Genomic DNA, 12,824 nt, shown 5'->3' with positions numbered 1-12,824 from the left:
ATATTTCAGAAGTTCGCCGCTCATCAAGCAACTTCGTTAGTTTAACAGTCGTTGTAGCAACTGTCAACAACTTTTTTTAACTTTTTTCAAAGTTTGTTTTCTTAAGAATCTCGTTCTTAAGGACAAGTAATAATATACCAACTTTGAAAGTTTAAGTCAACGAAAACTTATTGATTTAACAACATTTTTCACAACTCTAAACTATAGATTTGAAACGACGGAAAATCGTTCGTGATTTTTCTGAAATAGAACTTTTTAAAACTAGGTTAAATGAAATTTCGTTCGTTAATTTTTTGAAGCTGATTTTTAAGGAATCGTTAAAAAGGGGCTCTGAGTGTTTTCTTTAGCACTTTTTTGATACTATAGCTGTAGAAAGTACGGTAAATTTTTCTACTTAAATTTGTTTTACAAATCTTTTCTTCTATAGAAAGAACAAATTATTTTTAATACAGGAGGATTTTTTATGATGAAAATTTTAGTTGCTGATGATGACAAAGAGATTGTCGAGTTATTGAGCATTTATATTCACAATGAAGGTTACGAAGCGGTCAAAGCTTATGATGGTAAAGAAGCCCTGTCAAAAATCCGCACAAATCCCGATATTGAGTTAATGATTTTAGATATCATGATGCCCGAAAAAGACGGGATGCAAGTTGTCAAAGAGCTACGCAAGGAATCACAAATTCCGATTATTATGTTAACGGCTAAAACAACCGACATGGATAAAATTAAAGGATTAGTTGCAGGCGCTGACGATTACGTAACAAAACCATTCAATCCATTGGAAGTTATGGCCCGAGTAAAATCTCTTTTACGCCGAACAAAAATGCAAGTTACGCCAGATCAGCCTGATATTCTAGAAGTAAATTCATTAATCATTAACAAAGATTCCCATGAAGTGAAAACAATGGATGGTAAAGAAATACAACTAACAGCGTTGGAATTTGGTATTTTATATCTATTGGCTTCTCATCCAAATCGCGTCTTTAGTGCCGATGAAATCTTTGAACGCGTTTGGAAACAAGAAAGTGTTGTTTCAGCTAAAACCGTAATGGTCCACGTGAGTCACTTGCGAGATAAAATCGAAGAAGCCACTGGCGGCGAAAAAGTGATCCAAACAGTTTGGGGTGTTGGCTATAAGATCGATGCAAAATAAAAGTAGACAACGCAAAGTCGAAAAGAAAAAACGCATAACTTTGACATCAAAAGAAATCAGCGAACTTTTGGCCGAGGGAATTGTTACGATTATCTTACTACTATTAGTAAACGTAGCTGTTTTAGTAGTCTTAGCTTCGATTATTAAAAACTCCCCTTCTCTGGAAAACGCCATTTGGGATTCTAAAAATATTTTTGCCCACCGGCTTGATTCTGACTTTTTCTGGAATGGTCGAAATTTTATTTTGCCGCTATTTTTATTACTTGATGCTGGTGTCTTGTATTGGCGGCTGATTCGCCGTTATCGTCAAATGCAATTGCGGCATATTATCAGTGAACTTCACTATATCGCCAACGGAAATTACGATCATCGCATTCCCTTTGAATTAAGCGGCGATTTAAGTCGTGTCGTTTCCAGCATTAACGGTTTAGTCGATAGTACCGTTGCGGCTATTGAAGATGAGCGCAAAATTGAAAAGTCCAAAGACGAACTCATTACAAATGTCAGTCACGACATTCGCACGCCCTTAACTTCTATTATTGGGTATTTGGGGCTAATCGAAGATGGCCAATATCAATCAGAAGCTGATTTGCTAAAATACACCCACACAGCTTTTGTGAAAGCCAAACAGATGAAGTCTCTCGTAGATGATTTATTTGAGTACACAAAAGTACGTCAGCCTAGTGTGCCGATCAACGTTACTTCTTTTGATATGATTCAGCTGGTAGAACAATTGGCCGCAGATTTTGAATTGGAAGCCAAGAAAAAAAATATTACAATTGAAGTTTCTTCACCAAAAGAACAGCTGATTATGGATGGAGACACCGAAAAAATTGTGCGCGTTTTTAACAACTTGTTCACAAATGCTTTTAAATATGGCAAAGGTGCTACTAAAATCGTGATTGAAGTCGATCAAATTGGAACAGAAGCAGTTATTATTGTTAAAAATAATGGCGCGATGATTCCAAAACAAGCGTTAGACTCCTTGTTCGACCGTTTTTATCGTGTAGAAGAATCTCGTAATCAAGCTACTGGCGGAACCGGCTTGGGCCTTGCCATTACGCAAAGCATCGTTGCGCTACACGGCGGCTATATTTACGCTAAGAGTAATCCTAACTGGACTTCTTTTATTATTCACTTGCCGGTGAAAAGCAATGTCTCACCAAAAGCGCGGAAATCTGATCACTATTTGTATCCAAAAGAGTAAGTTTATGCTGTTTTAACGTTTGACGGGTTAAACTTTTCTACGAAGATGCCAGTTGACGAAAATTCAAAAGTTGAGTATGCTAAAGTTAACTTGATAGAAAAACGAGAAAACCTAGTAAATGGTGTAACTTTAAAGAGAGCTGATGGTGGTGTGAATCAGTAGGCCAAACCGTTGAATCCAGTTTTTGTTTACGTACGCTTATGACAAATAAGCGCGGCTGACTGACGATACCAGTCAACAAGGGCAGCGTAAGCTGAACTTGGGTGGTACCGCGAACAAACTATTTCGTCCCAAGCAATTTGGGATGGAATAGTTTTTTTTATTTCTCCTGACGTGATAAAGTTCGCAGCTGTTATACGTTTAAAAAGTCTTATCGAAAAAAATAAAGTGAGGGAAAATAATGTTAGATATCAAAATGATTCGCCAAAACATGACGATGGTAAAAGAAAAATTAGCAACAAGAGGTGTGCCCGCAGATGTCTTAGATGAATTTGTTAAATTAGATGAAGAACGCCGCACGCTTTTAGTCCAATCAGAAGAATTGAAAAAACAACGCAATGATGTTTCAGCAGAAATTGCCCAATTAAAACGCAATAAAGAAAATGCCGAAGAAAAAATCGCGGCCATGAAAACTGTCGGCGCAAAAATTAAAGAATACGATACTAAAATCGCGGCAATTGACGACGAATTAAAAACAATCGCGACAACCTTACCAAACTTGCCTAACGACTCTGTGCCAATCGGTAAAGATGAAGAAGATAACGTCGAAGTCCGTCGTTTTGGTACGCCACGAAACTTCGCTTTTGAACCAAAAGCCCACTGGGAAGTAGCAGAAGACTTGGAAATTTTAGATTTTGAACGGGGCGCAAAAGTTTCCGGTAGCCGTTTTGTTTACTATCGCGGTCTAGGCGCACGCTTAGAGCGGGCCTTGTATAACTTTATGCTGGATTTACACGTCTATGAACACGGCTATACTGAAATGATCCCACCTTACATCGTGAACAGCAATTCTATGTTTGGTACCGGTCAATTTCCGAAATTCAAAGAAGATGTCTTCCAGTTAGCAGACACTGACCTAACCTTGATTCCAACAGCTGAAGTGCCTTTAACAAACTATTATAATGGCGAAATTTTAGATGGTGCAGACTTGCCAATTTATTTCACTGCACTAAGCCCATCTTTTCGTTCTGAAGCTGGTAGTGCCGGTCGCGATACCCGCGGCTTAATCCGCCTGCACCAATTTAACAAAGTTGAAATGGTGAAATTCTCTGATGCCGAGCATTCTTATGAAGAATTGGAAAAAATGACCAATAACGCCGAAGAAATTTTACAAAAATTGGGCTTACCTTATCGCGTGGTGGCTTTATCTACGGGCGACATGGGCTTTTCTGCTGCTAAAACGTATGACTTAGAAGTCTGGATTCCAGCGCAAAATACGTATCGCGAAATCAGCTCATGTTCAAACTGTGAAGATTTCCAAGCTCGTCGCGCTATGATCCGCTATCGTGATGCAGAAGGCAAATTGCACTACGCCCACACTTTAAACGGATCTGGTTTGGCAGTTGGCCGCACTGTCGCTGCTATTTTGGAAAACTATCAAAATTCTGATGGCACCGTTACTATTCCCGAAGTTTTAGTCCCTTACATGGGTGGTTTACAAAAAATCGCCAAAGACTAATCCACTATTTAAAAGCACAGTTGGAAATTTTTCTTACCGAAATTTTTCAACTGCGCTTTTTTACTATCAGGAAAATATGAAATTTTTACATAAATAATTGCTTTGCAAACTAGCTTTAACACCCCTAGGTAAAAATGTTTTTGATTTGGGCAATAATTTCGAAATATTCTGGTCCCATTGCCCAAAAATTAAGGCAGACGGGCAGTCTTTTTACTTAAAATGCCAGGAGCGGTTTTTCTTTAAGAAATTTGAAAATGACGATAATGTAAGGCTTGCGCCAACCTTTTTGTGTTGAATGGATAGGCCAATAATGGTACAGTGAAAATAATCACGGACAATTAGGGAGTTACGCGTAAAATGGAAGAAAACAACAGTACCCGCAGCAGTCGGCACTCGCAAAAACCAAGTAACAACTTGGGTAAGAATATTTTTACCTTGCTTAGCATTTTATTAGTCGTCTTGTTCGGCTTTTTCGCCTATACCTTTTATCAAATGAAACAAGCAGAGGCCAAAGCGCAAAAAGTTTTTGAAGAAAAAACGACTGCGCTCTTACAAGAAGTACAAGAAGAACGGAATCAAAGTGGGATTCCTAGCGAAAAAACAGAAAAAAAAGCGACTGATTTGGTGACGGTGACTTACCTACCAAAAGAAGACAAAGTTTTTTCTGCAGCAGATAGTAACAAAGAATTAACCGCCCTAACCAATAAAGCCAAAGAAAGTCTAAAAGATAAAAAAGGCCTGATTGTCGCAAAATTGGAAGTTAATCCTGTTAGCGATCAGTTAGATACTTACGAATTAGTCGCTGAGCCTTATGTGTGGCACAAGGATAAACAAAGTTTCACCAAAGGTAAACCAGTCAGCAACAAGCCCGCCTATATTGCCCATAAAACTGGCAAAGCTGTAACAGTTAAAGAGCTGATTCCAGAAGAAGGCGACCTACTTGGCATTCAACAAGTGATTCAACAAAAGATTTTCAATGAAGCAAAAGATAAAAAAGCGGTTATCGATAGTATTTTGGATTTACCCCGCATTAATTATCAAAATAAAATTGAATTCACACCAGATGAATTAACCATCGACTTGGCAAAAAATAAAACCGGCGTTGATCAGGTTACGCTGGATTACAAAGATATTGCCGCCTATGTGAATACAGATTTTGTCAATCCAGAAAAAATCAAGGATGCCTTTCCGCAACTTGATCCAAAGAAAAAATACGTGGCCTTAACCTTTGACGATGGTCCTAATCCAGCCACAACGCCTAAAATTTTAGATATTTTAAAAAATAAAAAAGCTAGCGCAACTTTCTTCATGCTGGGTAAAAATGTCAGTGACAACCAAGATATCGTCAAACGTGTTGTAGCCGATGGCCATGAAGTTGCCAGCCATTCTTACACCCATCCGGTCTTACCTAGTTTGTCAGATGCGGCTTTGAAAAAGGAAATTCGCGATACAGATAAAGCTATTTTTGAAGCTTGCGGTATCTTACCACGAAACCTGCGTCCGCCTTATGGTGCTGCAGATGAACGCGTGGCCCGCGTGGCTGGAAAACCCATCATCAACTGGGATGTTGACTCAGAAGATTGGAAATCCAAAAATGCCGGCATGATTCAAGGCCGCATCAAAGCCACTTTAACTGAAAATGCTATCGTCTTGATGCATGATATTCAACCCGCCACCGTTGAAGCATTACCTGGTGTAATCGACAACATGCGCCAACAAGGATTCGAATTTGTGTCCGTTGATACACTCTTGAAAAAACAACAAAAACCAATGTACGTCTACTTCGGCGCCGAAGACTACCGCTTAGCTAAAGACCTATAGAAAAGCTTTATGAACGCGCCCAGCTTCCAAGTATTAAGTCGGAAGTTTAATAAATTACGATTACCAAAGAGCCAATTACTTCTCTCACCTTGCACTCTGCTTTCCATTAGGAAATGCCGAGTACTGCAAGGTGAGTTTTTTTTGTATACATTGCGTGTTAACCAAATTATTAAGAAATTCTAAAGGGAGCAAAAAGAACTTACGAAGAAATTTTTCTCTTGATACGATAGCTAACGTTGCAATTGAAAAATAGCGTATTTACAGAAAATATCTGTCATACGCAAACTGAAAGGAAGTTTTGTATGCCCCAAACAAAAAAAGAAAGTTGGCTTTTCACCTGTAGTATGTGTCTATTCATGGTATTTGGCATGACGATTTATAATGTTGCTTTACATGGCGCGTTATCGTTTGGTGCCGTTTTTGGCGGTTTCCCCTTTGCCTTTATGATTGCTCTTATTTTAGATGTCTTTGTTGTAGCGAAACCGGCTAAAAAAATCGCCTTAAAATTACCTACTAATAAAGAAAAAATGTGGCAAGTTGGCATTTCCATTAGTGTCTGCATGATTTTAGGCATGGTTAGTTTTATGTCGTTATTTGGCATTGTCGTAGAATCTGGTTGGCACCAGCTAAGTTTGGCAACGTATTTGCATACCTGGTTATTTAATTTTGTGATGGCATTACCATTACAACTATTAATTGTGCGTCCACTCGCTTTGACTATCTTAAGTGCCAGCCGCAAAATGACAGCCTCAGCTTAAGTCGTACTATTAATTTAAGTTATTATGAGCCACTCGTCTAAAAAATTTTAGTCCCCAACAAGACGACTAAAATTCAACTTTTTGTCGCGATAAACGCTATTTTTTATCACGACAAAAAATACCCGAACCTGTTTTCTAGTTCGTCAAAAAGGTGACGACAAAAAACAGGTCCGGGTATTTTTAATATTTAATTTTAAAAGAAATTAGGATTCAACGGAGTAGTTTGGTGCTTCTTTTGTAATTTGAACATCATGTGGGTGAGATTCTTTCAAACCATTGCCACTCATTTGGACAAATTGTGCATCGTCACGGAGTTGTTTCAAATCAGCTGCGCCTACATACCCCATCCCTGATTTCAACCCACCAATCATTTGGAAGATGATATCAGACACGCTGCCTTTATAAGCCACACGACCTTCAATACCTTCTGGCACCAGTTTGTTGGCTTCATTGACACCGCTTTGGAAGTAGCGATCGCTAGAACCTTTTTCCATTGCGCCAAGCGAACCCATCCCACGATAAGTTTTGAAGCGACGACCTTGATAAATTTCAAATTCACCAGGAGATTCGTCCGTACCAGCTAACATGGAGCCGAGCATAACTGCATGACCGCCTGCGGCCAATGCTTTCACGATATCACCAGAATATTTGATCCCACCATCGGCAATAATTGCTTTGCCATATTGGCGAGCAACAGAAGCAGCATCATAAATGGCTGTTAATTGGGGCACGCCAACACCGGCAACAACTCGTGTTGTACAAATTGAGCCTGGGCCAATCCCGACTTTTACAACATCGACGCCAGCATCATACAATGCTTTTGTTCCTTCAGCAGTTGCAACGTTACCGGCAATCAAAGTGGCTTGTGGAAATTTTGCCCGAATTTCAGCAATTTTACGTAGAACGCCGGCACTGTGGCCATGCGCTGTGTCGATTACAATGGCATCTGCTCCAGCGTCAAGTAACGCTTGCGCTCGTTCAAAAGTGTCGCTCGTTACGCCCACAGCAGCCGCAACTAACAGGCGCCCGTGTTCGTCTTTTGCTGCATGAGGAAACTCGATTACTTTTTCAATGTCTTTGATGGTAATCAAGCCGCTTAAACGACCGTCTTCATCCACGATCGGTAATTTTTCAATTTTATGTTTTTGGAGGATATTTTCAGCATCTGCTAATTTGGTACCAACTGGGGCGGTAACAAGATTTTCTTTGGTCATCACATCGTCAATCTTAATGCTGTAATCTGTCACAAAACGCATATCGCGGTTGGTGATAATCCCAACTAATTTGCGATTTTCCATTGTTTCGACAATCGGCACACCACTAATGCGATATTTTGACATCAAATGTTCAGCATCTTGCACTAAATGATCAGGAGTTAAGAAAAATGGATCGATAATAACGCCAGATTCCGAACGTTTCACTTTGCGTACTTCATCAGCTTGCATCGCGATACTCATATTTTTATGAACAACACCTAAGCCGCCTTGACGTGCCATGGCAATTGCCATTTTACTGTCGGTTACAGTATCCATGCTGGCAGAGATGATTGGAATATTTAAACGGATATTTTTCGCTAATTGAACATGCATATCCACTTCATTTGGTAGGACGTGACTTTCACCCGGAATTAATAAGACATCATCGAAAGTTAGACCTTTTTTAGCGAATTTCGTTTCCCAGTTAGACATTGTTAGTACCACTCCTCAGTTTTATTTTTATCTATGAAACTAACAGAAAATAAGCGACAAGTCAACAGCTGCAATTGTTTACGTAATATTCTGAAAATTCATCGTAACACCTTTAGACAATGTTCGGAAATTACTTAAACAAAAAAACTGACCGGAATAATTTTTCCAGTCAGTTTTAGCGACGAATTAATTTTTGGGAATTGTAAGGGAACCTTCGATATTGTATTTTTTCTTCAAGTACCAGCGTAATGCAAAGACAGCGGCACCTAAAACCAATTGGATAAATGGATCCAACACAATATTGTATGGCAACATTGCGCTAACCGTAAAGACTAAAATCCATAAGAAGAATACAGGAACTAAAATTAACATTGTTTTCCATAATTTCGGCCGTTTGCTCTTATCTGCCCCTGGGCGTTCGTATTGGTAAATGTATTTATACATTAAGTAAAATGCATAACCCCCAAATAATGAGGCAATAATCAATGTCAATAAGCCGTAAGTTTGTTGTCCACTATTTTTCGTGAACAGGCGCATTAAGCCTAACATTACCGCAAACAAACCAAAGATGAACATCGCATTATCTGCCCACATTAAAAGTGGTTTGGTTTCTTTTTTAGGTTCTGGCTTGGCCAAAATAGCTTCTGTCCGTTCTGAAACCGTTCCAAATAATTGGCGCGCGGTTTTCCCGCCTTTTTGTTCTTTGACTAAAACCGGCAGAATTTCATTTAAAGCTGTTGCCATTTCTGCTTCGGATAAATTCGCTGCTTCTAAAGATTTCTTCAAATCAAAAATATATTGTTGGTTACGTTTGGTCAATTGCGGTTCTAATTCGCGATTTTGTGCAACCATTGCGCGTAGTGCTTCTGCATCCATGAATGACTTCCTCCTGAACTTCTTTTACAAAGGGCATTTTAACATATTGCAGCCAAGATGACACCGTTTTTTTAAACGTTAAAACGGAATAACATGACATCGCCATCTTGTACGACGTAATCTTTGCCCTCCAAACGAACCCGACCAGCTTCTTTAGCCGCGTGCATATTGCCGTATTTATCCAAATTTTCAAACGAAACTGTTTCCGCCCGAATAAAGCCCCGTTCAAAATCGGTGTGGATAATTCCCGCTGCTTGTGGCGCTTTAATTCCTTTGCGGAAGGTCCACGCCCGCACTTCTTGTTCACCGGCAGTAAAGTAAGTTGCTAAACCTAATAAATCATAAGCTGCATGAATCAATTGATCCAAACCAGATTCTTCAATTCCAAGCGCTTCTAAAAATTCAGCTTTATCTTCATCGTCCAATTCAGCAATTTCTTCTTCTGCACGGGCACAGACAACGATTACTTCTGCATTTTCTGTTGCCGCAAAATTCCGGACTTCTTGTACATAGTGGTTATCATCGGCATTGGCTACATCGTCTTCTGAAACATTGGCCACATATAAAACAGGTTTTGTTGTTAATAAGAATAAACTTTTCACGATTTTTTGTTCATCATCGGAAAATTCAATGCTACGAGCAGATTGGCCTTCTTCTAAAACTGGTTTGATTTTATCTAACACCGCTAATTCCGCTACGGCATCTTTGTCTTTTGTCTTCGCGATTTTAGCAATACGAGTGTATCGTTTATTAATCGATTCCAAGTCGGCTAAAACAAGCTCTAAATTAATCGTGTCGATATCTTCTAATGGATCAACCCGACCTTCAACGTGGGTGATATTGTCATCGTCAAAACAACGCACAACGTGACAAATCGCATCTACTTGGCGAATATGGCTTAAAAATTGATTCCCTAAACCTTCCCCTTTGCTGGCGCCTTTTACAATACCGGCAATATCAGTAAATTCAAAAGTTGTCGGCACCGTTTTTTTCGGATGCACAAGTTCTGTCAACCGTTGTAAGCGCCAATCTGGCACTTCAACCATTCCCACATTTGGATCAATTGTTGCAAAAGGATAGTTTGCAGCCTCTGCACCTGCTTTTGTGATTGCATTAAATAAAGTTGATTTCCCAACGTTGGGTAACCCAACGATTCCGGCAGTTAAAGCCATTTTCTTCACTCTTTCTTTTTTTAATTATAAAGTTGAATGAGCTTGTTTAGAAAAGGAGTAATAAGACAGAAAACGAAAAAGCTGCTCTTTAGCTTTGTAGTTTTCTTGCTTTGGTAAGCCTTGGAAACGAACTCGCTACGACAATAAGTTGAAATTTTGAGAAATTTGAAAAGCAATTTATCAAAATTCCACCTTATTGCTTGAGAGTTAAACACGTTTACAAAGCTCTCATGTCTTATTACCGACTTTTCTAGCTCATGAAACTGGATTATTTTTCGGGCGCTTTTTCCAGTATTTTTTTCATTTTCTTCTCAAAATCGCGGCGGGTCATCATGACGATGTGGCCACAATTGGTACACTTAATTTTAATGTCAGCACCCATCCGAATAATTTCCCAGCGGTTGGCTTGGCAAGCATGGGGCTTTTTCATTTCCACGATGTCACCTAAATCGTACATTTGAATCCTCCTCGCTTTAATAAAAATTTGGTTTTAACGATAGCTTAGGCCTCGTCAAAGCGAATATCTAAAATATCCAAAATACGGGTCAAATCTTTTTGCGATAAATATTCAATCTCGATTTTTCCTTTGCCGTCTTTTTCTAAAATTTCCACATTCGTACCGAATTTATCCATTAAACGGTCTTCGCCTTCTCGCAAGTAGTAAGGTTTTTCTTTGACCACGCGGGGTGGTGTTTTTTTCTCAACTTTTTTCTCGTTTAACGTATTTACCAACTGTTCTAACTGACGGACGGTCAAGTTTTCCTTCACACAGCGATTGGCTAATTTTAGAATTTGGCTTTTATCTTTTAGCCCCAATAACGTCCGCGCTTGCCCCATTGAGAGGCGGTCATCTTGTACCATTTCTTTAACCAGTTTCGGTAATGTCAACAAGCGCAGATAATTGGCGATATACGGACGGCTTTTACCTAAACGCTCCGCTACTTCCGCTTGCGTTAATTTCAAGTTTTTCATTAGCATCTCATAGGCTTCCGCCTCTTCCAGCGGATTTAAATCTTCCCGTTGCAAGTTTTCCAAAACGGCCACTTGCATCATGGATTCTTCGTCAAAATCTCGAATAATTGCGGGAATTGTTTCTCTTTGCGCTAATTTTGAAGCGCGAAAACGACGCTCACCGGCAATAATTTCATAGCCTTTTACTGCCGATTTGCGGACAATAATCGGTTGGAACACACCGGAACGTTCGATAGACGCGGCTAATTCTTGCAAAGAAGACTCATCAAATGTTTTGCGCGGTTGGTAAGGATTTGGGCGCAATTCACTTAAAGGAATATCGACAACTTCCTCGGTTTTTACATCTACTTCTTCTAAATCTTGCAAGTCCTGAAACAAAGCGTCAATGCCCCGACCTAAACCTTTTCCTTTATTTTTCACGGGTCAACACTTCCTTTGCTAGTGCTTGATAAACTTCGGCACCTTTTGAACTTGGATCGTAGTCAATAATCGATAAACCATGACTTGGTGCTTCTGAAAGCCGCACATTGCGGGGGATAATTGTGTCATAAACTTTTTCTTGGAAATAGCGGCGCACTTCTTCCACTACCTCAGCTCCAAGATTGGTTCTGGCGTCATACATCGTTAATAAGACCCCTTCGATTTCCAAACCAGGATTGAAATGTTTTTGCACCAAACGCACGGTGTTTAGTAATTGGCTCAAGCCTTCTAAAGCGTAATATTCGCACTGCACCGGAATCAAAATCGAATCACTCGCCGTAAAGGCGTTGATCGTCAAATGTCCCAATGACGGCGGACAATCGATGAAGATAAAATCGTAATCATCTTTGATTTCTTCTAGTGCTGATTTTAGCCGCGATTCGCGGGCCATCATGGAAGTTAATTCAATTTCAGCACCTGCCAACTGAATCGTTGCTGGCACAATGTCCATATTTTCCCGTGAACTTGGTAAAATTGCTTCTTTAATCGGTTCTTCATTCACTAAAACATCGTAAATATCTTTGGCTACATCCGGCTTGCGAATGCCCATACCACTGGTGGCATTGCCTTGGGCATCAATATCGACTAACAATACTTTTTTACCAATAAAAGCCAAACAAGCTCCTAAATTGACGGTTGTGGTCGTCTTGCCGACGCCACCTTTTTGATTTGCCACAGAAATAATTCGTGCCATTCTCTTGTCTCCTTTAATAAAAGTTGAAACGGCTTGTTAAAAAAAGAAGGAATAAGTCGGAAAAATTAGAAAGTCGCTTTCTGACTTTTTCATTTTTTTGCTTATTACCGGCTTTTTTGGCCGTTGAAACTAGATACAATAAAAGTTGAATGAGCTTGATTGGAAAATGAGGGACAAGAACAAAATAGACGGCTGACGCTTTTTGTCAGTTGGTTATTTTTGCTTGTCTCCGATTTTTCCAGCTCATGAAACTAGATACAATAAAAGTTGAATGAGCTTAATCGGAAAATGAGGGACAAGAACAAAATAGACGGCTGACGCT

11 protein-coding genes are annotated in these 12,824 nt (G+C 39.5%); 5 read left to right on the top strand and 6 right to left on the bottom strand.

Going from position 1 to position 12,824, the window contains the following annotated elements; genetic code table 11:
• The first annotated feature begins 466 nt into the window (after positions 1–466).
• The 5 genes from K4422_RS06545 (at position 467) to K4422_RS06525 (ending at position 6,620) form a co-directional block, all read left to right on the top strand.
• Entirely contained in the window at positions 467–1,156 is a 690-nt protein-coding gene (locus tag K4422_RS06545) for a response regulator transcription factor (RefSeq protein WP_206903056.1), read from the top strand.
• The gene (locus K4422_RS06540) at positions 1,146–2,363 is read left to right on the top strand and encodes a sensor histidine kinase (protein ID WP_206902888.1); all 1,218 of its coding nucleotides are present in this window, start codon (positions 1,146–1,148) and stop codon (positions 2,361–2,363) included. Before K4422_RS06545 ends, K4422_RS06540 begins: the two co-directional genes overlap by 11 nt.
• Positions 2,364–2,763: 400 nt before the next feature.
• Positions 2,764–4,041, top strand: a complete 1,278-nt coding sequence (gene serS / locus K4422_RS06535) for a serine--tRNA ligase (protein WP_206902890.1) — start codon at positions 2,764–2,766, stop codon at positions 4,039–4,041.
• 357 nt (positions 4,042–4,398) lie between these two features.
• A complete protein-coding gene (locus tag K4422_RS06530; RefSeq protein ID WP_230709912.1) occupies positions 4,399–5,862 on the top strand; it encodes a polysaccharide deacetylase family protein in 1,464 nt (487 codons plus the stop codon).
• Positions 5,863–6,164: 302 nt separating this feature from the next.
• On the top strand, positions 6,165–6,620 hold the full coding sequence (locus tag K4422_RS06525) for a DUF2798 domain-containing protein (protein ID WP_230709910.1): 456 nt from the start codon (positions 6,165–6,167) through the stop codon (positions 6,618–6,620).
• Positions 6,621–6,823: 203 nt separating this feature from the next.
• Here K4422_RS06525 and guaB read toward each other — a convergent pair whose 3' ends face one another.
• The 6 genes from guaB to K4422_RS06495 all read right to left on the bottom strand — a co-directional run bounded on the left by guaB (position 6,824) and on the right by K4422_RS06495 (position 12,502).
• Positions 6,824–8,308: an IMP dehydrogenase gene (guaB, locus tag K4422_RS06520; protein ID WP_206902893.1), complete on the bottom strand. Its 1,485-nt coding sequence runs from the start codon at positions 8,306–8,308 to the stop codon at positions 6,824–6,826.
• Between the two features lie 186 nt (positions 8,309–8,494).
• A complete protein-coding gene (locus K4422_RS06515) occupies positions 8,495–9,184 on the bottom strand; it encodes a DUF1129 domain-containing protein (RefSeq protein WP_206902894.1) in 690 nt (229 codons plus the stop codon).
• 71 nt (positions 9,185–9,255) lie between these two features.
• Positions 9,256–10,356, bottom strand: a complete 1,101-nt coding sequence (ychF, locus tag K4422_RS06510) for a redox-regulated ATPase YchF (RefSeq protein ID WP_230709908.1) — start codon at positions 10,354–10,356, stop codon at positions 9,256–9,258.
• 268 nt (positions 10,357–10,624) lie between these two features.
• A complete protein-coding gene (locus K4422_RS06505; RefSeq protein ID WP_071865595.1) occupies positions 10,625–10,813 on the bottom strand; it encodes a DUF951 domain-containing protein in 189 nt (62 codons plus the stop codon).
• 44 nt (positions 10,814–10,857) lie between these two features.
• Positions 10,858–11,748 carry a ParB/RepB/Spo0J family partition protein gene (locus K4422_RS06500; protein WP_206902895.1) on the bottom strand — a complete coding sequence of 297 codons (891 nt, stop codon included), beginning with the start codon at positions 11,746–11,748 and terminating at the stop codon, positions 10,858–10,860.
• The gene (locus K4422_RS06495; protein WP_206902896.1) at positions 11,738–12,502 is read right to left on the bottom strand and encodes a ParA family protein; all 765 of its coding nucleotides are present in this window, start codon (positions 12,500–12,502) and stop codon (positions 11,738–11,740) included. The genes K4422_RS06500 and K4422_RS06495 overlap by 11 nt, the downstream gene beginning before the upstream one ends.
• Between the last annotated feature and the right edge of the window lie 322 nt (positions 12,503–12,824).

The sequence above is a fragment of the Enterococcus sp. SMC-9 genome (assembly GCF_021011285.1).
GTDB classification, from domain to species: Bacteria; Bacillota; Bacilli; order Lactobacillales; family Enterococcaceae; genus Enterococcus_C; species Enterococcus_C montenegrensis.
The sequence above is the reverse complement of the archived record's forward strand: the minus strand, read 5'-3'. Positions and strand labels throughout refer to the sequence as shown.

Bases quoted from the DNA above. Each gene is read 5' to 3' on its own strand.
- serS (WP_206902890.1), top strand. From the start codon at position 2,764: ATGTTAGATATCAAAATGATTCGCCAAAACATGACGATGGTAAAAGAA.
- K4422_RS06540 (WP_206902888.1), top strand. From the start codon at position 1,146: ATGCAAAATAAAAGTAGACAACGCAAAGTCGAAAAGAAAAAACGCATA.
- K4422_RS06505 (WP_071865595.1), bottom strand. From the start codon at position 10,813: ATGTACGATTTAGGTGACATCGTGGAAATGAAAAAGCCCCATGCTTGC.
- K4422_RS06530 (WP_230709912.1), top strand. From the start codon at position 4,399: ATGGAAGAAAACAACAGTACCCGCAGCAGTCGGCACTCGCAAAAACCA.
- guaB (WP_206902893.1), bottom strand. From the start codon at position 8,308: ATGTCTAACTGGGAAACGAAATTCGCTAAAAAAGGTCTAACTTTCGAT.
- ychF (WP_230709908.1), bottom strand. From the start codon at position 10,356: ATGGCTTTAACTGCCGGAATCGTTGGGTTACCCAACGTTGGGAAATCA.
- K4422_RS06545 (WP_206903056.1), top strand. From the start codon at position 467: ATGAAAATTTTAGTTGCTGATGATGACAAAGAGATTGTCGAGTTATTG.
- K4422_RS06495 (WP_206902896.1), bottom strand. From the start codon at position 12,502: ATGGCACGAATTATTTCTGTGGCAAATCAAAAAGGTGGCGTCGGCAAG.
- K4422_RS06525 (WP_230709910.1), top strand. From the start codon at position 6,165: ATGCCCCAAACAAAAAAAGAAAGTTGGCTTTTCACCTGTAGTATGTGT.
- K4422_RS06515 (WP_206902894.1), bottom strand. From the start codon at position 9,184: ATGGATGCAGAAGCACTACGCGCAATGGTTGCACAAAATCGCGAATTA.